The organism is Chryseolinea soli (genome assembly GCF_003589925.1).
Taxonomy (GTDB): domain Bacteria; phylum Bacteroidota; class Bacteroidia; order Cytophagales; family Cyclobacteriaceae; genus Chryseolinea; species Chryseolinea soli.
This window is the reverse complement of sequence record NZ_CP032382.1, coordinates 3,310,884-3,333,554: the sequence shown is the minus strand read 5'-3', so window position 1 is coordinate 3,333,554 and position 22,671 is coordinate 3,310,884. Positions and strand designations below refer to the sequence as shown.

18 protein-coding genes and 1 pseudogene are annotated in these 22,671 nt (G+C 46.5%); 11 read left to right on the top strand and 8 right to left on the bottom strand.

Annotated features, from left to right (window positions below; all coding sequences use genetic code 11):
• Window positions 1–98: 98 nt before the first annotated feature.
• The 3 genes from D4L85_RS14375 to D4L85_RS14360 form a co-directional block, all read right to left on the bottom strand.
• Window positions 99–758 carry an START domain-containing protein gene (locus D4L85_RS14375; protein WP_119754946.1) on the bottom strand — a complete coding sequence of 220 codons (660 nt, stop codon included), beginning with the start codon at window positions 756–758 and terminating at the stop codon, window positions 99–101.
• Window positions 759–1,187: 429 nt separating this feature from the next.
• A complete protein-coding gene (locus D4L85_RS14365) occupies window positions 1,188–1,643 on the bottom strand; it encodes a KTSC domain-containing protein (RefSeq protein WP_119754944.1) in 456 nt (151 codons plus the stop codon).
• 101 nt (window positions 1,644–1,744) lie between these two features.
• A complete protein-coding gene (locus tag D4L85_RS14360; protein ID WP_160143733.1) occupies window positions 1,745–2,563 on the bottom strand; it encodes an alpha/beta hydrolase in 819 nt (272 codons plus the stop codon).
• A 273-nt stretch (window positions 2,564–2,836) separates the two neighbouring features.
• Between D4L85_RS14360 and D4L85_RS14355 the strand changes: the two genes are divergently transcribed.
• The 3 genes from D4L85_RS14355 (at window position 2,837) to D4L85_RS14345 (ending at window position 6,026) form a co-directional block, all read left to right on the top strand.
• Window positions 2,837–3,622, top strand: a complete 786-nt coding sequence (locus tag D4L85_RS14355) for a class I SAM-dependent methyltransferase (protein WP_119754942.1) — start codon at window positions 2,837–2,839, stop codon at window positions 3,620–3,622.
• Window positions 3,623–3,963: 341 nt separating this feature from the next.
• Window positions 3,964–4,836 carry a carboxylesterase family protein gene (locus D4L85_RS14350; protein ID WP_119754941.1) on the top strand — a complete coding sequence of 291 codons (873 nt, stop codon included), beginning with the start codon at window positions 3,964–3,966 and terminating at the stop codon, window positions 4,834–4,836.
• Window positions 4,837–5,132: 296 nt separating this feature from the next.
• Window positions 5,133–6,026 (top strand): carboxylesterase family protein, encoded by an 894-nt coding sequence (locus tag D4L85_RS14345; protein WP_119754940.1) that lies wholly within the window; start codon window positions 5,133–5,135, stop codon window positions 6,024–6,026.
• Between the two features lie 131 nt (window positions 6,027–6,157).
• Here D4L85_RS14345 and D4L85_RS14340 read toward each other — a convergent pair whose 3' ends face one another.
• The 3 genes from D4L85_RS14340 to D4L85_RS14330 all read right to left on the bottom strand — a co-directional run bounded on the left by D4L85_RS14340 (window position 6,158) and on the right by D4L85_RS14330 (window position 9,761).
• Window positions 6,158–7,813 carry an apiosidase-like domain-containing protein gene (locus tag D4L85_RS14340; protein WP_119754939.1) on the bottom strand — a complete coding sequence of 552 codons (1,656 nt, stop codon included), beginning with the start codon at window positions 7,811–7,813 and terminating at the stop codon, window positions 6,158–6,160.
• Window positions 7,814–7,878: 65 nt separating this feature from the next.
• The gene (locus D4L85_RS14335) at window positions 7,879–8,400 is read right to left on the bottom strand and encodes a dihydrofolate reductase family protein (RefSeq protein ID WP_119754938.1); all 522 of its coding nucleotides are present in this window, start codon (window positions 8,398–8,400) and stop codon (window positions 7,879–7,881) included.
• A gap of 164 nt (window positions 8,401–8,564) precedes the next feature.
• Window positions 8,565–9,761 (bottom strand): FG-GAP repeat domain-containing protein, encoded by a 1,197-nt coding sequence (locus D4L85_RS14330; RefSeq protein ID WP_160143732.1) that lies wholly within the window; start codon window positions 9,759–9,761, stop codon window positions 8,565–8,567.
• A gap of 422 nt (window positions 9,762–10,183) precedes the next feature.
• Here D4L85_RS14330 and D4L85_RS14325 point away from each other — a divergent pair, with 422 nt between their 5' ends.
• The 3 genes and pseudogenes from D4L85_RS14325 to D4L85_RS14320 all read left to right on the top strand — a co-directional run bounded on the left by D4L85_RS14325 (window position 10,184) and on the right by D4L85_RS14320 (window position 13,154).
• Window positions 10,184–10,516, top strand: coding sequence for a PadR family transcriptional regulator (locus D4L85_RS14325; protein ID WP_119754936.1), 333 nt, complete (start codon window positions 10,184–10,186; stop codon window positions 10,514–10,516).
• 16 nt (window positions 10,517–10,532) lie between these two features.
• Window positions 10,533–10,649, top strand: a pseudogene (locus D4L85_RS35115) (permease prefix domain 2-containing transporter); the annotation flags it as partial.
• Between the two features lie 99 nt (window positions 10,650–10,748).
• The gene (locus tag D4L85_RS14320) at window positions 10,749–13,154 is read left to right on the top strand and encodes an ABC transporter permease (RefSeq protein WP_160143731.1); all 2,406 of its coding nucleotides are present in this window, start codon (window positions 10,749–10,751) and stop codon (window positions 13,152–13,154) included.
• Between the two features lie 86 nt (window positions 13,155–13,240).
• Here the strand turns inward: D4L85_RS14320 and D4L85_RS14315 are convergent, their stop codons facing one another.
• Window positions 13,241–14,011, bottom strand: coding sequence for an alpha/beta hydrolase (locus D4L85_RS14315; protein ID WP_119754934.1), 771 nt, complete (start codon window positions 14,009–14,011; stop codon window positions 13,241–13,243).
• A 408-nt stretch (window positions 14,012–14,419) separates the two neighbouring features.
• Between D4L85_RS14315 and D4L85_RS14310 the strand changes: the two genes are divergently transcribed.
• The 3 genes from D4L85_RS14310 to D4L85_RS14300 all read left to right on the top strand — a co-directional run bounded on the left by D4L85_RS14310 (window position 14,420) and on the right by D4L85_RS14300 (window position 18,333).
• Window positions 14,420–16,759, top strand: a complete 2,340-nt coding sequence (locus D4L85_RS14310; protein ID WP_119754933.1) for an AAA family ATPase — start codon at window positions 14,420–14,422, stop codon at window positions 16,757–16,759.
• Window positions 16,756–17,685, top strand: coding sequence for a retron system putative HNH endonuclease (locus D4L85_RS14305; RefSeq protein ID WP_119754932.1), 930 nt, complete (start codon window positions 16,756–16,758; stop codon window positions 17,683–17,685). The genes D4L85_RS14310 and D4L85_RS14305 overlap by 4 nt, the downstream gene beginning before the upstream one ends.
• A gap of 168 nt (window positions 17,686–17,853) precedes the next feature.
• A complete protein-coding gene (locus D4L85_RS14300) occupies window positions 17,854–18,333 on the top strand; it encodes a nuclear transport factor 2 family protein (RefSeq protein ID WP_228450897.1) in 480 nt (159 codons plus the stop codon).
• A gap of 88 nt (window positions 18,334–18,421) precedes the next feature.
• Here D4L85_RS14300 and D4L85_RS14295 read toward each other — a convergent pair whose 3' ends face one another.
• Window positions 18,422–20,953, bottom strand: coding sequence for an ABC transporter permease (locus tag D4L85_RS14295; protein WP_228450896.1), 2,532 nt, complete (start codon window positions 20,951–20,953; stop codon window positions 18,422–18,424).
• A 348-nt stretch (window positions 20,954–21,301) separates the two neighbouring features.
• On the opposite strand from D4L85_RS14295, the gene D4L85_RS14290 reads away from it, so the two are divergent.
• Entirely contained in the window at window positions 21,302–21,910 is a 609-nt protein-coding gene (locus D4L85_RS14290; protein ID WP_119754931.1) for a hypothetical protein, read from the top strand.
• Window positions 21,907–22,662: a phosphodiester glycosidase family protein gene (locus D4L85_RS14285; protein WP_119754930.1), complete on the top strand. Its 756-nt coding sequence runs from the start codon at window positions 21,907–21,909 to the stop codon at window positions 22,660–22,662. Before D4L85_RS14290 ends, D4L85_RS14285 begins: the two co-directional genes overlap by 4 nt.
• The last annotated feature ends 9 nt before the right edge of the window (window positions 22,663–22,671 follow it).

Below are 22,671 nucleotides of genomic sequence, written 5' to 3'. Positions count from 1 at the left end.
CACCGGTCCGAAGAAAACAAGGGCCGTAAACAGTTGTCTCAATGATCCACGTGCCAGCAAGTGCGTAACATCCGCCAGCCTTACCCTGTTCAATAGAACTAATCCACCAGGAACAAGAAGCTCGCCTCTTTATATTCCGGCTTGTTTACCTGCCTTCTTAAATTACGAAAGGTCTCCAGTGGACCGCGGGTGGCAAACAGGTTAATAAGCCATGCCGGAATTGAACCACCCGGATGCACGTGAAGTGTAAAGACAATATCGAGGTATTTATTCCTTGGCGTTACAGTCCAGTTGCTCTCGGTGTGCATAATGCGCACTACATCTTCTTGCTCCTTTAGGTAATGGGGTAGATTTTCTCCGTCTATCGTCAGCTTTTTGGTGATACTGTCCTGTTCAAATTTCACGCGCACGATAAAATCGCGGTTGCTAGCCGGCCAGGGTACATCAATTTCAGAATGATAGATTAATTCCGAAGAAGAAATGTTTTCTTGTACTCGACAGAATTTCGTGGCATAGATCCACTCGCTGCTGGCAGGAATATCAAGTAACACGGCGGTCAGCTGCGAAAGTGTGGCTTCAATCGTGCATTCTACTTTAACGGCTTTTATGTCTGAGTTTTCGACCGTGCGTGTGTACACCTTTATTCCTTCTTCTTCATTCTTAAGCTCCCAGGATTGACCTGTTAACGAAATGGAAACCAACAGGAAGCCGATCGTCAAGACTCTTTCAATACGGTTACTGGCAATTGTAAAACCCATTGTGCAATGTAAGCAGTTTGTTTTGAGCAGGGTAACGAAAGTTTAATTTTCACTTTCTCTTTTTTTGTCGTGGCTTTCTTGAACCATGAGGCTGATCGATTTATATTCTTTTAAATCCATTGGTCCTCATGAGGTATGTCGACAAATTCGTCTTCGTCACCTGGTGTCGGCTTTTGGGAAATGCAACAGGTGGTGAAGGATTTTGGATGATGTTGAATTATTTGGCCTTCAAATTCGCTGAAGTTCTTCAAGTCTCTGATAAGGGTGAGTGTGAAAGCGAGGATGACACAAGTTCACTCTTTTTTTCTTCGCGCTCACACTCCAACTCAAACCGTGCACCGAGCGACTTGCCTTCGAAAATAGTCTTGAAAAAAACAGAGTGAATGTCAGAGCGAGGGCGAAAGGCTACTGGCTTTTTTACATTCACGCTTACACCGCCGCAACCTCCATCGCCTTGCTTGCCTTCCGATAAACATAGCTGTGGTAAATATTCCTGCGCGCAAAACGGTCGGGCGTGGTTGAATTGATGAGGTTGTTGTACACACTTTTGGGTATTCCAAAGTATTCGTAGCTGCTTCCGTCAGCAAAGTTGATGAGCAGCGTTGTGCCCTTATATTGGAAGTCGATCAGACGTGAGGTATTCATCGTCTGCTCGTACTGGTCGCGCTGCGTCTCGTGTGTTTCGGGGGCAACACTCACCAGAAGATGGTAGGCATCAATAAATGCTGCGCTTCGCTCTTCGGCTTCCTGTTTGGCTGCAGGGCTATCCTGGATTTTGTCCGGATGCCATTCCTTCATAAAATTCCTGTAAATGGCCTTCAATTCCTGTAAAGTTGCCCCTTTCTCTACAGCTAACAGTTTTCGGGCTGCGATTATTCTTTTCATAACGGCCGCAAAGGTACAAATAAAAACCAGAGTGCGGGTGTGAAAATATCGGTAAATCGACTGTCAAACTACGGTAGATAGAAAACAATCGTTACCATTTCTTATTCGAATCGCCAATTGAATATGTACCTCAGGCCTCTACTGAAGCCGTGAATGTATGAATTGCCATGGTCGTCATCAATATGATCAATTTTAAAACTCAGGTTATTCTTTTCACGAGTTTGATATAAACGGTTTTTGAAGACGGCAAAATCAGCCTGCATGTCAGCCGCTACATCTTCTAAATATCCATAGGCTACATCACTTGAAGCCAAATACAGTCTCTTATCCTTTAACTCCCTATTCAGTAGTGTGTCGCCTTCACTGTAAATATATTTTAGACTAGGATCTATAGCGATGTAGCCTTCAAAAAAATCCGGCTTATTTAACAGCGTGTAGACCACAAAGACGCCTCCATGAGAGTGTCCGGCTAAATATCTTTTCTTACTGGCTTTATACTTTTGTTGGACAAATTCAAAAACCTCTTCGGACAAGAATTCTGAAAATTTCTCCGCTTCACCTCCATAGGCCTTTGGCAAATAATCTCTTTGACGTGTTTCTTTTGTGGGGTTGGCGATACCTATTAAAATTGTCTGAGGAATTTTTGTGGTTATATTAAAATAGGATCGGATACTTTGAGCAATCCCGAACCGATATTCGGCATCTAACACATACATAACAGGAAGGTTGGAGGTCAACGTATCGTAGCCGTCAGGTAAGGATACGTAAATCTGCCTTTCTTCTTTTAGCACCGCAGATTTCAGGGTAATAATCTGTCCAATTGTAATTGGATTTTCGTGGACTTTTTTGGTTTGACCCGATAGCGGTTTTGGCAAGAAAATTAACAGGCAGCCCACGAAAACCAAGTTGAGTCTGGTCATATTAAATAGATGTTGGTTTCTACCAAATCGATAAAATGTCGTTCGGCCTGTCATAATAACTAATTATTTAGGTATAAAACTAATAAAATAGTTTTAAGCTGCAAATCATTGAATTTCTTTAAGTTTTCAATAACCTCATTTTAACCCGTAACCTTGGGGCTACATCACACACCGAAGCTTAGTTGGAGGGAGTTTTATTTATGACTTTTCTCATTTCATCGTATTAAATTGCCACATGGGATTTTTAGACCGGTTCCCACCTTCCTGAAATTTATGACTGACCATCACTCCCTTAGACATACTTTTAATGAGGCGGCCTCTTTATACCATGAAGCCAGACCTCGTTACCCGGATGATTTGTTTTCTGCCCTAATTGACTCCACAGAAATATCCGGAGGTGCAAAGCTTCTCGAAATCGGCCCAGGAACAGGGCAAGCGACAAAGCCGCTAGCAGAAAAAGGATTTGACATTACGGCAATCGAATTGGGTGAAGCTTTGGCGGAAATAGCAAAATATGAGCTGCGCGACTATGAAAACATTCAGATAATAAAAGGCGCCTTTGAAGAAATACCACTGCCCGCAGCATCCTTTGATTTAGTTTTTGCAGCAACTTCTTTTCACTGGATTGATCCCTCATTAAAATTTATAAAAACCCATGAAGTGCTAAAGCCTAAGGGACATTTGGCAATTATCCATACCCATCATATTTCAGATGAACGTGGCGATCGTTTTTTTAAGGTCTCCCAACCGATTTTCGACCGCTATGATTTTACGGACAAACATCGAAAACCTGAATTGCCAAAAAGCAAAGACCTCCAAGCTGACGCTATTGATGAAAGGCTATTTCGATTAATAAATTTTAAACGCTTTCCGGTAGTCATTACCTATAGCGCGAAAAGTTTCGTGCAGTTATTAGGCACATTCTCCAACCATCTTGCTGCGACGAAAGAAGTTCAACACGCTTTTTTCGAGGAAATAGAAAACTTAATTCATGATAAGTTTCAAGGCAAAATAGATAAGCACTTTTCAATGTCATTAACAGTAGCCGAAAAATTATGATCATGGAGTGCCTTACCCTGGGGGCTTTCCATGCTCCCACGGATTGATAATCGTTCATCTCTTAATGGCTTCTGGCCTCAAATAGAAGTAAAGCGTATCACAAATACCCTGGAAATCCCAAAGCCAGGCGCTGGGGATTTGTGGAATATTTGGTTTGACTTGGCCTTTTTTCCGCACTGCCTGTTGGGGAACCGTGTAGTTTTTTACCCACGCCAACTGAAAAAGGCTTTTTTTTTGTTAAATTGAGAAGGTCGCCTACACTCCCCCGGCGGCGCATTCGGCGGTATATTGTTTGCGGCTCCCCATTAGTCAAGATTGACTGCCCCTAATTGACCTTCACTATGAAAAAGAATCTCTTCATTTTGTTGACGATTGGGCTGATCGCTTTGGGATGTTCCAAGGATCCCGTGCAGCCCGTAAATCCCAATCCAAACCCACCAGGTGACACTACGCATACGCCCGGAGACACTACGCAACATCCGACAACCCACGATAAAGGCACACAAACGCCCATGCCGCTTGGCACTGACGCCGCACCTTTCGGATACTGGGTGTACACGCCGGAAGGTTATGCAACCAATACATTGAAATATCCGCTGCTGATCTATTTGCATGGCTCCGGCGAAGTCGGCAACAGCCAGTCGTCGCCAACCGAGCTCAACAAAGTGTTGGCGTTCGGTCCGTCAAAAATGATTGCCGAAAAGCAGTGGGCCCCTTCGCACCCCATGGTAGTGGTTTCGCCACAGTGTCACGAAGTGTGGTGGGATCGCGAACACGTTCGCGCGTTCATTCGCTTCGTTAGCAAAACGTATCGTATCGACACCACGCGCATCTACCTCACCGGTATCAGCATGGGTGGCAACGCGACACTCGATCAATTGAACTCATTCGACAACATCCAGATTGCCGCCGCCATACCGATTGGAGCTGCCGGTACAATGAACGACTTGTTTACCCAGCGCACCGCCAAAGTGCCGCTGTGGATGTTCCATGGCGAGGCAGACGAGGTCGCTTCGCCGGAATTTCCGATGCAACTCGTGTCCGCCATCAACGCATTGAACCCCGAGGTTCGGGCGAAACTGACCTTATACCCTGGGGTGAGTCATTTATGCGGGGAAATGACCTATACGGGTTCAGGTATGGGCCACGAAAATCCCGCTTTCGATCCTTTCACGATGGACATCTATACCTGGATGTATCAATACACAAAGTAAAACACCGGCGTGATGACCATGGGGTGATCTGTGTTAACCAACAACGTTGTCTTCGGAAAAAATAGACGCAAAAAACCCATAGCCAGGGTTGGGGAGTTGTGGAATATTTCGTTCTATGTGGCTTTTTTTTCCGCACTGCCTGTTGCGAGAACCGTGTAATTTTTTACCCACGCCATTTGAAAAAGACCATTTTCAGCCAAATTTAGAAGGTCATCCTTATGCCTCACTGCCGGCATACACGGCGGTATATTGTTTGCAGCTCCCCGTTAGATCAATGACCCTAATGACCCTTCGCTATGAAAAACAAACTCTTCATTTTGTTGGCGACTTGGCTGATCGCTTTGGGATGCTCGAAGGACCCTGTGCAGCCTGTAAATCCCAATCCGGATCCGTCCAATCCAAACACACCGGGCGACACAACGAATATCCCCGGAGACACCACGCTTCCGGTAACCGACGATAAAGGTACACAAAGACCTGTGCCGCTGGGCACAGACGCCGCGCCGTTCGGATACTGGTTGTATACACCCGAAGCTTACGCGACCGATACGTTGCGATACCCGCTGCTAATTTATTTGCATGGCTCCGGCGAAGTCGGCAACAGCCAGGTGTCGCCATCTGACCTCGACAAGGTGTTGGCTTTCGGTCCGTCAAGAATGATTGCCGAAAAACACTGGGCACCTTCGCACCCGATGGTCGTCATCTCGCCGCAGTGTCACGAAGGATGGTGGGAGCGCGAACACCTTCGTGCGTTCATCCGCTTTGTGAGCACCACGTATCGCATCGATACCACGCGCATTTACCTCACCGGCATCAGCATGGGTGGCAACGCAACACTCGATCAATTGAACTCGTTCGACGACAACCAGATCGCCGCCGCCGTACCGATCGGTGCCACCGGTGTCATGAACGACTTGTTTACCCAGCGCACGGCCAAGGTGCCTGTGTGGATCTTCCATGGCGAGGCCGATGAGGTCGCTTCCCCGGATTTCCCGAAGCAACTGGTGTCTGCCATCAACGCCTTGAACCCCGAGGTCCGCGCGAAGCTGACCTTATACCCTGGGGTGGGTCATTTATGCGGGGAAATGACCTATACCGCTACCGGCATGGGCCACGAAGATCCGGCTTACGATCCCTTCTCGATGGACATCTATACCTGGATGAATCAATACACCAAGGGAAAACATTAGCGTGATGAGGAAGCCAAAGGTCTTGTAAACCTTAAAAGGAAATTTACAGAATGGGAACCCAAGTGAAGTCACGGTGTGGCTCATTTGGGTTTTTCATTTCCGGACCGGGTCGCATGGCGAAGCGAAGATCTTCATTGACCAGCTTTCAATATCAGAACCGCTGACTGACCTTTCCACGGTGACTGATACATCCCGAAGCCACCACTCTTCGCTTTAACCTCCGGGGTGGTTTCGCCAGTGAAGATGTTGAACCATGAAGACGTTACCTCCCCTGACGGCGGCTTGGGAATATTTGTCCAAATACTATAGTTGTCTTTGGGAACATAGTAGAGGTACAGTGCTTTGTTGTCGGTGAGGGCATATCCGCTGAAGGCAAGATTGTCAAAGCCTTCCTTTGAGTTGGTCGTGAGCTTCGGCTTGTGGGGGCTCAACTTCGCAAATTCATATGTTGAAAAAAGTTGTTGAAGGTGCTTGTAGTAATCAAATCGCGGCTTGCGAAACGCGGTTTGATTTGGATTCATAATATCATGAATCACGATATCCCACGAAGTGTTTTGCCAGTAATAGGATCCGTAGACACCTGCAAAAACGCAAGCATAGGTTCGCTCCAGGCACACTTCCGCATTGGTATAGTTACCGGTAAAGGTTGAAAAGGGTCCTTCTTCATATCCACCATGTTCAATATTCATTACCGGCTTATTAGAATGTTTGAGATACGCTTCCAGACTCAAGGAATACAGATCGGGTCTCCAATTCTGGATGGAGATGAAGTCAACCCTGTCCGGTTCGCGCGAACAATATTCATAGTCATGAACGGTTACGAGGTGGTGATAGGCGTCCAGTTTCCGGGTCCGTTCAATGCGTTCGTTGATGTAAGGAATGTCACAACGACCATAGTCCAGCGCTTCTTTGGAAACGTCCCAAATCACGTTGGGGTACGCTTGATATCGTTTGATGATGTAATCATAATATCGATTGTCTTCTGCGCTGTACATCGCGGGCCAGTTCACTTTCTTATTCCAAACGTAGATCATGACGTGCGCTACAATGCCGCGTTCATGTACGTATTGAATGACGCGATCGAAATGTTTAAAAAATGAAACATTCAGGCTGGTGAAATCAGGCTTTTCATTGGTTCCGCCAAACACGGTGTAGGGCGGATCTTTATAACTGTACTGCCGAGGCGTGGTGGCATCCGTTTTCCATGATGTTTCGTAGGCATAAACATTCATCACAATTTGATTGAAACCGTTTTCCTTTACGGCCTGCACGATCTCCGTTGTTTTGGGTAAAGCCGACGGGTTGTCGATATCCAAAGCAAATAGCCAATCGAGCTCGAATGGGAGCGCAAAGTAGGGTGTGCCATCCTGGTATTCAAATTTTTGTGGAGCGCTGGCAGAGACTTTAACCCTACCGTGTATGTCCGAATCCGTGTTTGCTTCTGCCCTGATCACGCCTTTCAATGCGGAAAGCTTTTTGACCGTGGAGAAGGTTTGAAACGGATGATCTCCTTGTTTTGTAGGGTTAAATCTCAGAACAAACTCCTTGCCGCCATTGTAAAATCCATAAATGGTATCGGACTGGTTGGAGCTATTGGTGACCGTCGCCCCAAACGTGATGTCAAATGGATTGGTCGAAGGAAGCTTTCCGGCATCGAATACAATATCCACGGGTTGATAGACCGTTGTGGACACCCGTTTGCCGGGGCTGAATACCAAACGCTTTTGAGCAGGCGCGGTAGAGTAGAGAAAGAGCCATAGCGCTGAGAGGGTAATAAGATGCTTCATTCCCCCAATTTCGCCAAAATACCATGACTTTGTAGGTATTTTTTTACATCGATCTCATCTGGCTTTCATCTTGTATAACACAGCACAACGGTACCCGAATCGAAAGGGCTACATTTCACAAGCTTCAGCTTTAGATCCTTTTTTAAAGGATTGAAGGTTTGTTGTCCGTTCCCAATCGTTGCAGGGTTTATCAGTAAATAGAGCTCGTCAATCAGGTCATGTTCGATCAGCGATGCCACAAATGAATCTCCGCCGTAAACCATGATCGTTTTGCCGTTTTTGTTTTTTAAGACTTCTATCTCCCGTTGGAGATCACCTTTTATAAGAGTTGTGTTCTCCCACTTGCTTTCCGTGAGTGTATTTGAAAAAACAACATTCGGGATCTCTGAGAATCGTTTTCCCAGTTTATGCTCGGTGTCGTTTGCATTGTTTGCTACTTCCGCCCAGTAAGGAATAAAACCCTCGCCGGTCTTTCGTCCGTGTAAAAGACAGTCCACGTCCTTAAGATTGTCCAAACTAAAATTTGACATTCCACTGTCCCATTTGTTGTCGAGGGAAATGTTCATTTGCACTTTTAATTTTCTCATGTGTCTTTGAATTTTAAGCTGTGACCATTCATTTTGTGATCAAGCAAATTTAAGACGTGGGATTATAACTCATGAAGGGTATTTGCGACTTTGTCAGGTGTTATCGCGTCACTCCCATTTTACTTTGGCTGAGTGACCTTCTCTTCTGTCGCCCTTAACATTGTTCATTTACTTTTTTTTGCTTTGCTATTGCCAAAGTACAAAACATTCGTAGCGTCTGAGCGGGCAGCCGCGATGTCAAGCACTCCGTCTTCATTGAAATCGCCAACTCCAAAACCATACGCTGTGCCCTTCGCATCGCCGAAAGAAATCGATTTAAAGTTGCGGCCTGTACCGTCATTAAAAAATACCGTTGATGGCGCTTCTACATAGCCTACGATAATATCAATCTTTTTGTCATTATCCAGATCCGCTATTTCCAGTGCATAGGGGACGATCTTTGGGCCTGCTAAGGAAATGCCTTCGGAAAAAGTCTGATCTTCTTGTCCAAAATAAAGATCTACCCCTTTGTTTTGGTCTATCGCTACAATGTCAAGTATACTATCTCCATTGAAATCTGCTGCCGCTGCAATACGAATCGTAGCGTTCGGTGGCCCGAAGGGAATGCGATGCGTGTCCGGGAAGGTTGCATTTGAACTGCCGAGGTATACGTAACTCTGGCCACCGTCGCGATGCGGCACAACAAGGTCTACGAAACCATCTTTGTTAATGTCCACAGGATAGATTGCCGTGGCAGGATATGGGGCAAATGAGATGCATTTGGCAAACTGTCCTTTCCCATTGTTTAAGCAGATATCATTTGATGTTCTTCCCAAATCACCGCGGTTCGCCAAAATGAGATCCGGCCATCGATCACCATTGATATCCGCAATGGACAAATTCCGGGTCGACCACTCAGGGCTCCCGAATTCAGACTCCATTTTAAAATTACCTTTCCCGTCATTAAAATAAATCAGTTTCCGATCCGGGTCATCATTGCTAACCGCAATGTCAGGGGAACCATCGCCGTTCAAATCAGCTACACCGCCGGTGTATGAGCGGTCTGCTACCTTCCCGAGGTCATAAGCCTTTCGGATCCCGCCTAACCCATCACCGAGAAGGACCCGGTCGACAATAGGCCAATGTCGTCCTTTCACCAGGAGAATGTCAAGATGACCATCGCCATCGAAATCGGCGCAACTTACACTCCCCGTTGTATCCACTTTGGTTTCCAGTTCTACATAACGATCGAAGTCGGGAAGATCATGACTGTACTTTTCCTTTTTTTCCTGCTTGTGATCAGAAGCATGACTGTTCTTTTGAGCAAGAATGTTCTGCGTCATAGTACCTGCAAGACACACAATAAAGAGGTAAATTCTCATGAGATTCATTAAAAGTTATTTCCGAAACAAAATTTCATCGCGTTGACAATTTCAGTAAAACCCGAACGGTTTCTGCCTTTCCATTCATAATTATTTGCGCAAGGAATTTGTACCGGCAGCAACACGCAGTCATGCTCATAGGCGTTGGGTTAGGATGAGGAGATTCAATCCGCTCAACTTTTCATCACAAATGACCGCTCCATGTTCAGAAAGAATGGTGCCAGAAATAACCAGCGAAACAACAACGAATAAAGACCCGGTTCTTTAATGAATAGTCCGCCTGCGAACAGTTTTTTTCGAAAGTGGAATAAAAAGCCTCCCTTACTTCGTCGTATTCGAAAAACACAACTTGCCCACATTATTACTACAAAGTAGTAATTGAACAAAAATATTTGTACTATTGATCATGCAATGCCCTGGTTATGAAGAAATATCAGCTCGGAGAATTTGAGGAAATTGTACTGCTGACGGTGGGGATACTCGACGGAGATGCCTACGGCGTGACGATCAAGGACGAAATAGAGAATCGCCTGAAACGCGAGGTCAGTGTTGGCGCACTCCAGGTCACCCTCCGACGGTTAGAGGACAAGGGACATTTGAAATCGAAACCTGGTGGGACCGAGAAAAACCGCGGAGGCCGTCCAAAACTTTACTTTGTCTTAACGGCCGGCGGAAAGCGGGCGCTTTTGCATACGCGCAGTACACGCGATGAATTATGGAGTGCTTTACCACAACTGACCTTCAAGCTTGAATAAGAAAGAAAACACATCGGTGCCCGGCTTCCCCCTGAAACTCCTCAGATGGTTCTGCAAGCCTGAATACCTTCCAGACATCGAGGGTGATCTGGTCCAGCTCTACTATCGCCGGGCCGAAAGTGTTGGGCGCCGTCGCGCGCATCTTTTGCTGATCCGGGATGTACTTCTTCTGTGCCGTCCGGGGCTTGTCAGGAGTTCTGATCTCTTCCGTCGAAACAAAAACATTACCGCTATGCTAACACACAATCTAACGGTATCCTTCAGAAGTTTTGCCCGTCACAAAACTACATTTGCCATCAATGTGATCGGTCTTTCGAGCGGTTTAATGTGCGTATTGCTGATCGGGCTTTGGGTTCAACATGAGCTCGCTGTCGATCGATTTCATGAGCATGATTCACGGCTTTATCAGGTCATGAACAACCTTCAATTTCAAAATACCCTTACACTGGATATAACACCGGTACCGCTGGCGTCTGCGCTGGTCGCCGAATTTCCCGAAGTTGAGCGCGCCGTCGCCACCAATAATTTTTTCTCCTGGGAAACGAGGGACGGAATTTTATCGGCGGGGGACAAAAGCATTCAGGGAACCGGCTGGCATGCGGGCCCTGATTTTTTTAAAGTATTCTCTTTCCGGTTACTTCAGGGCGACGTGAACCGTGTGCTCACGGACAAAAACAGCATCGTCATTTCGGAAGAGACTGCCCGGCGGCTCTTCCCGAATAGCAGCGATGCGATCGGCAAGAGTGTTCAATGGAAGCATCCTTTGTTCGAGGGTACATTTCTCGTTTCCGGAGTCTTTGAAAACCTTCCCGCGACTTCGTCGGCCCAGTTTGATTTCCTGCTCAGCATGGAGGTGTTACTGGATAACGATCGTTATGCCGCAAAGTGGACCGGCGACTATGCCCAGACCTTTGTGTTGCTGAAGGAAGGCGCCGATGTTAATCAGTTTGACGCAAAGCTGAAAGGATTTCTGAAATCGAAAGACCCGGGCCTGGATAAGTTTTCGCTCTTCAGCCAGCGGTACAGTGAACGCTATCTTCATGGCAACTATGTGAACGGCATACCCTCGGGTGGACGCATCGACAACGTCAGGCTCTTCTCGGCGTTGGCGTTGTTCATCTTGTTGATTGCTTGTGTCAACTTCATCAATCTTTCCACTGCCGAGGGATCTTTAAGGATGAAAGAGATCGGTGTCAAGAAAACGATGGGAGCGAGTCAGTGGTTGATGGTACATCGATTTTTTGTCGAGTCGCTGGTCATGACGCTTATCTCTGCCGTTGTTGCCGTGATCCTGGTGGTGCTCATCACGCCCCATCTGAATGATCTGGTGGGCCGGGATCTCTTGTCGGAGATCGAACCCCGGCACATCGTTGGATTGGGAGGAATTGTGTTGCTCACGGCGATCATTGCGGGCGCATACCCCGCGACCCATCTTTCCCGCTTCAAGCCGGTGGCCGTGTTGAAGGGAAAGCTGGCGGAATCCCGTGGCCAATGGACTTTCAGGAGGAGTCTGGTTGTTTTTCAATTTGCCCTCGTCGTTGTATTCCTCGTCGCCGTACAAGTGATCCATCAGCAAATTGAATTCACGCAGACGAAAGACCTGGGCTATAACCGCTATAATATCATCAGCTTTCCATGGAAGGGAAAGCTGTATAATATGTGGAACGGGCTCGGGGAAGGAAAAACCAATCAGGAGTTTGAATCGTTCATGGCCCGGATCAGGGATTTACCTCCCGTGCTTCATGCCACCAACCTGTCGGGTAATATTCTGGATAATATTCCCGGGCAAAGTGGCATCACCTGGAGCGGCCAGGAAAGCGAGCGGAACTATGTATTTCAATCGCCCGTAGTGGGATTCGATTTCATAGAAACGTTGGGAATTGAAATGCGTGAAGGCCGCACGTTCGCCAAGGAGCGCCATGACGACTATTCGAAGGTCATCCTGAATGAGTCGGCCGTGAAGCTCATGGGGCTTCGGAACCCGGTTGGCAAAACGATCGATCTGAATGGGGGTAGCGAAGTCGTTGGCGTTGTGCGCGATTTTCATTACGGCTCCCTTCACGAGACCGTGCAGCCGTTGATCTTCCGGTGCGATCCCAATGGCCGGACGGTGATGGTTAAAATTCGCCCCGGCCAGGAACAGCAGGCGATCAACGAACTACATAAAGTATACGCCACCTTTTTGCCCGGCTACACCTTTGATGCCACATTCATGGACGATGAATACCTGGCGCTCTATGCCCCGGAGACTTCCATGGCTTCCCTCTCCAAGTATCTTTCCATGGTGGCCATCATCATTTCATGCCTGGGACTTTTTGGGCTCGCGGCATTTGCTGCAGACCGGCGGATGAAGGAGATCAGCATACGAAAAGTATTCGGCTCAACGCCGACGGACATTGTGCGCGTCTTGTCGCGGGAGTTCACGGTTCCGGTACTGGTCGCCATCGTCCTCGGGTTGCCCATCAGCTTCTACCTGGCCAAGGAATGGTTGTCTGGATTTGCCGAGCGGATTGACCTCGCCTGGTGGCATTTTGCGCTTGCCGCCATCGTCGCACTGGTTGTCTCATGGTTAGCAGTAGCCTTGAAGACCATAAAAGCCGCGAGGGTTAGCGTGCTGCGTGGGCTAAGGGAGGAGTAGCCTTAAGACTGTATTCAACAAGGGCCCATGGATAACCCATTCTCTCATGACTCCAAAAAAACCATGTGCCCCTGTTGCATTCGGTATTACTTATTTTCGTACCAATCCAAAATATAATCGGCCACCTTTTCCCAACCCGGTTCCCCACAGATGAAGTGACTTTTGCCTTCAAATATTTTTATATCCACGCTGCTATTTTTGTCCTTATAACTTCCCGCTATTGTCTGCGTAAGATTGGGCGGGAAAATATGGTCGCTGCCGCCGCCTACAAATAAAATCGGCACATGTGGTTTCTTAAAATCTATATTTGAAAAAGAATTTAAAACCAATTGACGACTGACCTTGTAACTTTCGGGTACCGCAATTTTTTCAAACGCTTTTTCCCGCTCTGCTTCCGGCAGGGTATTGAAAAATGAATAATCGTACCATTTTCGACTACCCATAAAATATTTATCAAAGGAAAAAAATCCAAAGGCCGGCAACACCGTCTTCAGCGTTTGAAATGGCGGGAAAACATTTTTCGGCGGAGCTCCATCAATGCTCACGCCCGCTGCCGCTTTCCCCATTTCGACCAATTTCAATGTTGCCATTCCTGCCATGGAATGACCAATGACTAATGGCTTTTCAGGTAAGGTGCTTATTAGCTTATCCAGGTTATTCACAACGTCGATAAAACCTGTTTTCGTAAGGTCAGGATGAACGTTTGCCCGCAACGCTGCGGGATTGCCTTCGTGTCCGGGGTTTGCGGGTGAATAAACCTTATAGCCTTTTTGTTCATAGTAACGCTTCCATTCTGTCCAACTGGTGTTGTTCACGAAATTTCCATGAATGAGTACGATTGTTTTTGATTTTGACATAGTTATTGGGGGGTTTTAAGTTGATAACCATTTCTTGTCACGTCGGGTGAATTATGCGAAGCTATCGTTTGCGCTGAGGTGGTAGTGGTGGCTGGATAGGATAGCTTATGCTTGAAAGAAGCAGGTCATATAGATATAGTTTAACTTTGATAGATATGAATATAGAAATTTGAGATTTGATTTCGCGCATTTCAACTATAAAAAGTATGTTGATGGCTAATGCATCAGCTAGTTATACAGATTCATTGCCAGGGTCTACCCAGTCCAAAACGAAAAACAGGCCCCAACATTCAATGGGTAGACCGTGACTACATCCATGTTGCCACCTTCGAAACTTCGTTTCACCGGTATTGATATGATCAAAAAGTTTACCGAACTTTAGTTACTCGTTATCAACAACTTTGTGCAATGATCTATATCAATCGAGGCGCCGAACCCGGTATTTTCAAGTCCGATAGAATGATGGCAGAGTTTAATGCTGCAAGGGAATTCTACAACGCACCAATTGGGAAGCGAAGACAGCAACGATTTGAATTCAGAATCTATAGTAGCAAGGAAATCAGGGAAGCGATTTCAAGAACCTTTAATGGGAAATGTGCCTTCTGCGAGTCTAGTGTTGTAGCAACTTCTCCGGGTGAAATCGAGAATTTCAGACCAAAAGGTGGGGCAGTTTCATTAAGTAAGACATTAGATCCTGACCATTACTGGTGGCTTTGTTATGAATGGAGAAACCTTTACCTAAGTTGCAGCATATGTGGCCGCGCGAAGAGAAATATTTTCCCGGTTGAAGGCAAGAGGGCCAACCTCCTGGCTGCCTATGAAGAAGTGCTGAGAGAAAAGTCATTGTTAGTCGATCCCTGCCATGATTTACCGGAAGAACACATCACCTTTGATGAAACAGGCCTTGCCATTTCGCTTTCGCGCAAAGGGGAAGCGACCATTGAAATATTTCTGTTGAATCGTAAACCTCTCGTTGAACAGAGACTGATGGCTATCAAGACATTGCAATTTCAAATGAGTGAAATTGAATCTACGTTGGAATTGATTAAGTCGCTGGACAAGAAAAATGCAAAGGTTGGAACGGCACTACAGAAGTCACTTGACGATAGAATGCATAGTTTAATGGCACACATATCGCCAACTGAACCCTATATCGCACAAAAAAAGGTTATCATTCAAAAATGGCTAAAATCAAAATTCGACACCACCATTCTGGAATTGAACGAAAAGTTCCTAGAAAAACTTATTGAAAAAGGCAAACCGATCAAAAAGCCTGCATCCACTAAAGTAAAAACCGAAGAACAACGGGTTACTACCCTTGTGTCTAAAAAAGGTCTCCCGAAAATAAAAAGCATCAGGACTCAAAAACTTTTCCTCGAAAAGATCGAAATCTATAACTTTAAATCAATTGAAAACATTACTGTCAATTTTCCCTCCTATGATGTGGTCAATGAAATGGGACAGGACGTCAATGAGACGCATGATAAGTATGAGCCGTGGCTAATGTTATTAGGTGAAAATGGTGTGGGTAAAAGCTCCTTTCTCCAGGCCATAGCGCTCACATTAATGGGTAAAAAATATCTATCGAAACATGGAATAAAAGCAAATCACATTTTGCGACATGGAGCCGGCAGTGGATTTGTAAAGATCTATCATCAGGAAAGTATTAAACCAATTTCTATTAAATTCTCTAAAGGAGGAGGTATTCGTTCGGATTATACAGAGCCCATTTCCTATCTACTGGGATATGGATCGACCCGACTTTTTCCAACCCGTTTATTACGGGAAGAAAAGGCAACCGGAAAGATCAAAGTAAAGAACATGTTCAGTTATGACGTGGCACTGGCAGATTCCAGGGGGTTTATATTGGAGGTGTATAAAAAATCAAAGACGAATAAAAAATACGAAGATTTGTTTCACAACATTGGTCGCGCCATAAGGGATTTGTTGTTGCTCAAAGGACCAGAGGAGCTCGTGGTCATAAGAGGCGAAGTGTATATCGACTACGGAAATAAGAAACGCGATACATTGGATGAGCTCAGTGACGGGTATAAATCGGTAGTGGCCGTCACGGTGGATATCATAAAGGCCTTGTGGAAGGATAATGTGGTCTTCGACACGGCGCAGGGTATCGTCCTGCTTGATGAAATAGGCACTCACCTTCATCCGAGGTGGCGGATGCAAGTGGTTAAAAAATTCAGAAATGTATTTCCAGGTCTCCAATTTATTGTCACTACCCATGATCCGCTATGTCTGCGCGGACTAAAAAAGGGAGAGATCGTGGTTTTTGATAAAGATGAAAATAGACGGGTATTCGCTATTGATGATTTGCCGGATTCGAGTGAATACCGGGTTGATCAGTTGCTGACTTCTCCCTTCTTTGGGTTGAGCAGCGTGGTTGATCCCGCACTGGAAAAAGAATTTAACGAATACTATTTATTGCTTCGCAAGGCAGAACCATCACCGGACGAGAAAACGAGGATGGAAGTCCTTGAAGCCAAACTAACCCCGAGGATGCACTTGGGTAGCACCTGGAGAGAAGAATTGATCTATAAAGCAGTCGATGAGGTAATTGCCAAAAGTGACATCAAAACTCCCGACCAATTTGCCATAAACTCGAACCAAGGAACGAACAAGGAACAAGGACCAACGGGAATCGCTAAATCTGCAAATGAAATCAGAAGAAAAGCAGAGGACGATGTAAGAACAAGAATTCGTGCATTGTGGAATAAGAAAGAATCGACATGATTTTTATCGATCGAAATAGGATCCCTGTTCCACAGGAACTAACTGATCCGCAAGGAACAGCCCAGAAAGAAAAAGCCGAAGCTATTGCCTGGTTTACGGCAATAAAAAAAGGCAAAGCGCCGATCCCACCCGTCAAGAAAAAAACGCCTGCATCAAAGCCAAAAACTACTTTTGAGTTTAAAGCGTACAATAGCAAAGACATAAAACGTGCCTTGAAAGACTTGTTCTACGGCAAATGTGCTTATTGCGAGACCAAGATAACGACTGTTACCGTTGGCGACATTGAACATTTCCGTCCAAAAGGAGAAATCATTGATGAGCAAAAAAAGAAGCTAATTCCGGGCTACTACTGGTTAGCTTACGATTGGAATAATCTATTGCTTTCCTGCAATAATTGTAATCGGAAAACAACACAAGAAACCGCTAACGGAAATGAAGAGGGAATGGGAAAGGGTAATCAGTTTCCCTTATTGGAGCACAAGTATCGATGTCTTGATGACACCAAAGACGTAACGGCGTTAGAAGAGGAAGGCAGGCTTTTATTAAATCCTTGTATCGACCACCCGGAAGAACATTTGTTGTATCTCGAAAACGGAGCCATCCAGGCGAAAGTTTTGAAAACAGGAGAAGTGAGCAAGAAGGCAGAATCGTCAATACAAGTTTATGCTTTGTACCGAAAGCCGCTGGTAGACGATCGGTTAGAATTATTTCAGGCAATCAAATTTCAGATCTCAGAGATGAAGGAAATATTCGACGACATGATCGAAGCGACTGAGAAAAATGATATGGCCAGATTGAATAAGCTGGAGGGCAGGATGAAGAGAAAGATTGCCTTTTTACAAAAATACGAGAACGACAAAAGTAGCTATTCTGCCTTGGCAAAACAGGTTATTACGCCATTTCTAAAAGAGAACGGTTTGATTTGAAAAAGCTCGCAGGTTTTTCCTTCTGCAGCGTGGTTCGCCGATCATTTTCATGAAGTAACTGAACACCTGGCTGTTCATTTGTGAACGCAGATCCAGGAAGATCATCATGAATTGCCCTGAATTTGCGTTGGCATAGAAGTTGACTTAACCGACGCTAAACATTCTACCATGAAGAATATCTCAAGCTTTCTTTCACTGTCCGTCCTCCTTGCACTCATCTTTATGGGTTTTACGACGAGGCCCATTACTGCACACCTGGAGCCAGAAACCATGTCCCTATACGACAGCATTGCAGCGATGGACGCCCGATGGGAGGATGCTTACAATAACTGTAAGCTCGAAGTCATGGAGGAAGTCATAAGCGAAGATCTCGAATTTTATCATGACCAGGGAGGCTTGATGACGTCAAAACAAAAATTGAACGAGGCGCTGAAAGCTAATATCTGTGGCAAAGTAAAGAGAGCACTGAAGAACGGCAGTCTTGAAGTATACCCGATCAAAGGATATGGCGCAGTTGAAATGGGTCTGCATGGATTTTATCCGAGCAAGGGTCCGGTCCCGGAGCAGCTTCATTATTCAAAATTTGTTCACGTCTGGAAAAGGGAAAACAACAAATGGAGAATAACGAGGGTGATCAGCCTGCACTAATTCGTTGCACGCAGCAAATTGTCCGGATAGGACTATCATCAAACTCAAACCGGCGAGGAACTAATTTTGGTGATCGCTGCTGGATCGATCATTCCGACCTCAGACTTCGCACCGGATTTGCCATCGCTGCCTTGATGGCCTGGTAACTAACGGTTAGCAGCGTGATGATCAACGAACCGATCGCGGCAGCGACGAAAATATACCACGACAGATCTGTCCGGTAGCTGTAGTTCTGCAACCAACCGTTCATGAAATACCATGCAACCGGTATTGCGATCGCGCACGAAACCAGGACCAGCACGACAAAATCTTTCGAAAGCAGCGCCCAGAGATTTGTCACCGTCGCGCCCAATACTTTCCGGATACCGATCTCACGCGTTCGCTGTTCGGCCATGTACGAGGCAAGTCCCAGGATCCCGAGGCAACTGATGCCAATGGCCATTGCCGCAAAAACAAAGGCTAATTTGGCGATCCTTTCTTCTTCACTGAATTTCCTGGCGTAGTCGGCATCCACAAAGGTGTATTGGAACGGACTTGAAGGATCGTATTTTTTCCAGGCGCGTTCAATTTCTATGAGCGCCTCCCGCGTGTTCATGCCGGGGTTGATCCGGAGATTGACCAAGGTCCCACCGTTCTTGCTCCACATACCCTTGTCGAACATGTAAATGGTTTTGCCCACAGGTTCGAACGGCGACTCTTGGAGCATGTCGCGGATCACGCCGATCACGGTGTAGGTGGTGGTCTTATCAAAGATGGTGGACTTTATTGTTTGGCCCACCGGGTTTTCGAGGTGCATAAACTTTACGGCCGATTCATTCAGGATTATGGCATTCGAGTCGCTGGCAAACTCATAGGAGAAGTCACGCCCCGCAATGAAATCCCATCCCATCGTCTTTCCAAAATCCGGGGATACCCACGCTGTGCCGAAACCACCATCGCCAATACCGGTTCCGGTCCAGTCATATCCACCGATGTGGAAGCCGACGTTTGTCGGGGTGTTTACGGATTCGGCCATGCTGGTGACCACGCCCGAGCCCAGCAGTTCGTGGCGGAGCACATCGTAGTGGTCATGGATCTCGCGGGTGGGTGTCCAGGTGTAGATGAGGCCGTCCTGGTTGTATCCCAACGACCGGCTCTTTCCAAACTCGATTTGCCGGAACACCACGATCACACCAATGATGAGCGTAATGGAAACCGAAAACTGCAATACCACGAGCACCTTCCTTGGTAAGGCGCCTGAACGGGATGAACCGGAGCCGCCCTTCAACACCTTCGCGGGTTGAAACGAAGAAAGGTACAGCGCCGGGTAACTGCCGGCACACAGTCCGGTAAACACAACAAAGGTCAGCCCCGATAACCAGAACATCGCGTTGTCCCATGGAATGTGCATTTGCTTTTCTGCCACGCTGTTAAACAACGGAATGGCTATCTGCGACAACACCAGGGAAAAACAAAACGCCAGCAAGGTGACCAGCAATGACTCGCTGAAGAACTGGCTGATCAGTTGTTTTCGCGCCGAGCCAACGGACTTGCGGATGCCCACCTCTTTCGCGCGCTTTTCGGAACGTGCCGTCGCGAGGTTCATGAAGTTTATGCAAGCCAGCAGCAACACAAAGCAGCCGATGCTTCCATACAGCCAGATAAACCGGATGCGGCCACCGGCGTGTTGGGGACTTTCAAACTCCGAATAAAGCCGCCAACGGCTCATGGGATGAAGATAAAGTTGGGGCTTGTGTTGAGCAAACTCGGCGTCGACGCGTTTGAGCATCACGTCCTTGATGCGATGGGTAACGGTGGCCATATCGGTCTTGCCTGTGATCTGCACCCACGTGATGAAACCGTTGTGATCCCATTGGTTGCCATTGTTGTTGTTGAAGTTTTTTTGGACGGCCAGTTGCCAGGGCAGAACAAAGCGCATGTCATTGAAATCAGCATTGGCCGGGATGTCCTTGTAGACGCCCGTAACCATCAGTTCCGTCTGACCGTCTATCCTGACGCTTTTGTTCAGCGCGTCGTCGCTTCCAAAAAGAGACTTCGCCGCAGATTCCGAAAGCATAATGGACTCCGGATTCCGGAGCCCGTCGCGCGAGCCGCGAACCATCTCGAACGAAAGCATGTCGGCTACACCCGGCTCAAAATAGTAACCATCCTGACTGATCTTTGTATCACCTGTAGACAGCACGGCCGTCATTCCCTGCGAAGAGAGGAGCACCTGATCAAAGTCACCACCGTAGGCTGCGCGGATCTCGGCGGCGAGCGGCGTTGCCGTCCCCCATTGCTGATACCAACCGGAGGAATTTTCGTTGTTGACGAGAACGCGGGCGATGCGGGCGTAGTTTTTGAAATTCTTGTTCCAGGAGAGTTCATCAAAAATATAGAGTCCGATGAGGATGGCGATGGCCATACCGGTGGCAAGACCGCCGATATTGATGATGGCGTAGCCTTTGTTCTTGACGAGATTTCTCCAGGCGATGGTGAGGTAGCTTTTGATCATGGAGCGGCAGGTGTTGGTTTCCGGGGGAAACTCGCGATATAATGAATAGTTACAGGCTACCGCGAAAAAATATTCAAACTGGGCCGCGATGTTCGCGCGAGGCAAGGTGATAGACAACCACCTCATCCAAAAAAGGATTGTTTGGAGCGTAGAAAGTGATGCACAATATTGTATATTCACTAAAGGGAGCCCATCCAGTGACTGCGTCCAATCGCGGTATTGGATGGGCTTTGTGTTTACCGGGCTCTAAAACTCACAACCCGATAGGTGTTGCCGTGTTTTCACAGCACCGGAATCAACTGAATCGCCTCAAGCATTTCGGAGGGGCGTAAGCATGTTGAAACATCAAGCGACTTGCATGCAGCAACTAACTACAAAAGGCACTTACCTGTCTGCGCTTTATCGCGGAATCCAATGTCCATCGGTTGACAAAGAATTAAACAACAATTTGAAACTTTTTTAACCCTTCGGTGTATGACCAACAGAGAACTTGAGGAAATAAAAAAGGTCTGTAACGAAGTTATAGATGACAAAATCAAAACAGCCCGGATTGTTTTGAAATTTACTTTATGGTCTATTGGTATTCTGGTGGCGATTGCCATCCCGCTCTGGTACTTTGTGGATGGCATGACCATCTATCGCAACGTGCATAGCCAAATGTTTCCGAGCAATTTTAGGATCCAGCCCGACACGGTCCTCATCACCGCCTACAGCAAAGACTTTATTCTAAGAAAAGGCGACCCCGCGATCAACGAGTCAGGATATCTTAAGTTTTATGCGGAACCAGGTCAAAAAGTTCGCTACTTGATCAGTGCACAGCACAGATTCTTTTCTAAGGAATCCCGGCGGCGAAAATTTTATCTGGAAATCGATGGCATAAAGCAATATGAAGGAAAATCAATCTTCGAGCATGGTGGTGGTTTGCGCGAAATTGTCTTGCACAAAACGTCGTCACCCGACATGGAGTTGAATCTTCATACGTTTGGGTTTCGACTAGACTTAGAGCAGCAAGGCTACGATTCCAGGGACGAAATTTTCATCAGCTGTATAATTTTAGTATTTGGGAAACAATACATGCTATGAGAACCATCGTGCTTTTCTTCGCTTTTTTAAGTTTAGGCTTCATTTTGCAGGATTCCGGTGAAACCGTCATTTTTAAGCACCCGGATTATGTGCTCAAGAAATATGTTATTCGAACGCGTGAGTTTAGCACTACCCTATTTGTTGTCATCATTGAACCGAAACATCTTAAGGCTAAGATCCAAGGCTTGACGCAACGTCATTCCAACGGCAGAACAGCTGTTGAAGTTGTCAGGACCGGTGCGAAGGTAGTGCTGGGGGGAGGTTTTGTGTCAAGTTTTTATCCCCTGATCCCAAACGGTTTTTTGAAGATCGATGGTGCAACGATCAGTGCGTTAAGGGCAGGCGGTTATAACGGTGTCGCTGGCGTTAATGGTGGCAAACTTTCGTTATTGAGATGTAGTAACGAGTCCATTGACAAAGTCTATGAAGGATTTCAGACGGGTCCCTTTCTCGTCCAGGGTGGTTCCGTTGTCTTTAGGCCAAGTTCAGAGGCATCATACAGGGCCTATAACCGGGCAATCGTCGCGATAAATACCAATAACAAAGTCGTTGTGGCCGTAACTACAGAGCCTGTTACCTTGTTACAGATGGCTACCTTTCTGAGTGGAACCAGCAACACAGATCTAAAGTCAAAAGAAGTTTTAAATCTTGCCGGCGGCGGCTCTGAGACGCTTGTGGTGAAGGGGAACAACACTGTCTACACGTATGGGAGCTTTCAGGATAATCAAAGCGCTCTTATTGCTTTTTATTAAGCATGCGCT

Excerpts from the sequence above, each read along its gene's own strand:
- D4L85_RS14320 (WP_160143731.1), top strand. The coding sequence starts at position 10,749 with ATGCTAACACACAATCTAACGGTATCCTTCAGAAGTTTTGCCCGTCAC.
- D4L85_RS14350 (WP_119754941.1), top strand. The coding sequence starts at position 3,964 with ATGAAAAAGAATCTCTTCATTTTGTTGACGATTGGGCTGATCGCTTTG.
- D4L85_RS14300 (WP_228450897.1), top strand. The coding sequence starts at position 17,854 with ATGAAGAATATCTCAAGCTTTCTTTCACTGTCCGTCCTCCTTGCACTC.
- D4L85_RS14295 (WP_228450896.1), bottom strand. The coding sequence starts at position 20,953 with ATGAGGTGGTTGTCTATCACCTTGCCTCGCGCGAACATCGCGGCCCAG.
- D4L85_RS14365 (WP_119754944.1), bottom strand. The coding sequence starts at position 1,643 with ATGAAAAGAATAATCGCAGCCCGAAAACTGTTAGCTGTAGAGAAAGGG.
- D4L85_RS14330 (WP_160143732.1), bottom strand. The coding sequence starts at position 9,761 with ATGAGAATTTACCTCTTTATTGTGTGTCTTGCAGGTACTATGACGCAG.
- D4L85_RS14290 (WP_119754931.1), top strand. The coding sequence starts at position 21,302 with ATGACCAACAGAGAACTTGAGGAAATAAAAAAGGTCTGTAACGAAGTT.
- D4L85_RS14360 (WP_160143733.1), bottom strand. The coding sequence starts at position 2,563 with ATGACCAGACTCAACTTGGTTTTCGTGGGCTGCCTGTTAATTTTCTTG.
- D4L85_RS14315 (WP_119754934.1), bottom strand. The coding sequence starts at position 14,011 with ATGTCAAAATCAAAAACAATCGTACTCATTCATGGAAATTTCGTGAAC.
- D4L85_RS14375 (WP_119754946.1), bottom strand. The coding sequence starts at position 758 with ATGGGTTTTACAATTGCCAGTAACCGTATTGAAAGAGTCTTGACGATC.
- D4L85_RS14345 (WP_119754940.1), top strand. The coding sequence starts at position 5,133 with ATGAAAAACAAACTCTTCATTTTGTTGGCGACTTGGCTGATCGCTTTG.
- D4L85_RS14325 (WP_119754936.1), top strand. The coding sequence starts at position 10,184 with ATGAAGAAATATCAGCTCGGAGAATTTGAGGAAATTGTACTGCTGACG.
- D4L85_RS14305 (WP_119754932.1), top strand. The coding sequence starts at position 16,756 with ATGATTTTTATCGATCGAAATAGGATCCCTGTTCCACAGGAACTAACT.
- D4L85_RS14335 (WP_119754938.1), bottom strand. The coding sequence starts at position 8,400 with ATGAGAAAATTAAAAGTGCAAATGAACATTTCCCTCGACAACAAATGG.
- D4L85_RS14355 (WP_119754942.1), top strand. The coding sequence starts at position 2,837 with ATGACTGACCATCACTCCCTTAGACATACTTTTAATGAGGCGGCCTCT.
- D4L85_RS14340 (WP_119754939.1), bottom strand. The coding sequence starts at position 7,813 with ATGAAGCATCTTATTACCCTCTCAGCGCTATGGCTCTTTCTCTACTCT.
- D4L85_RS14285 (WP_119754930.1), top strand. The coding sequence starts at position 21,907 with ATGAGAACCATCGTGCTTTTCTTCGCTTTTTTAAGTTTAGGCTTCATT.
- D4L85_RS14310 (WP_119754933.1), top strand. The coding sequence starts at position 14,420 with ATGATCTATATCAATCGAGGCGCCGAACCCGGTATTTTCAAGTCCGAT.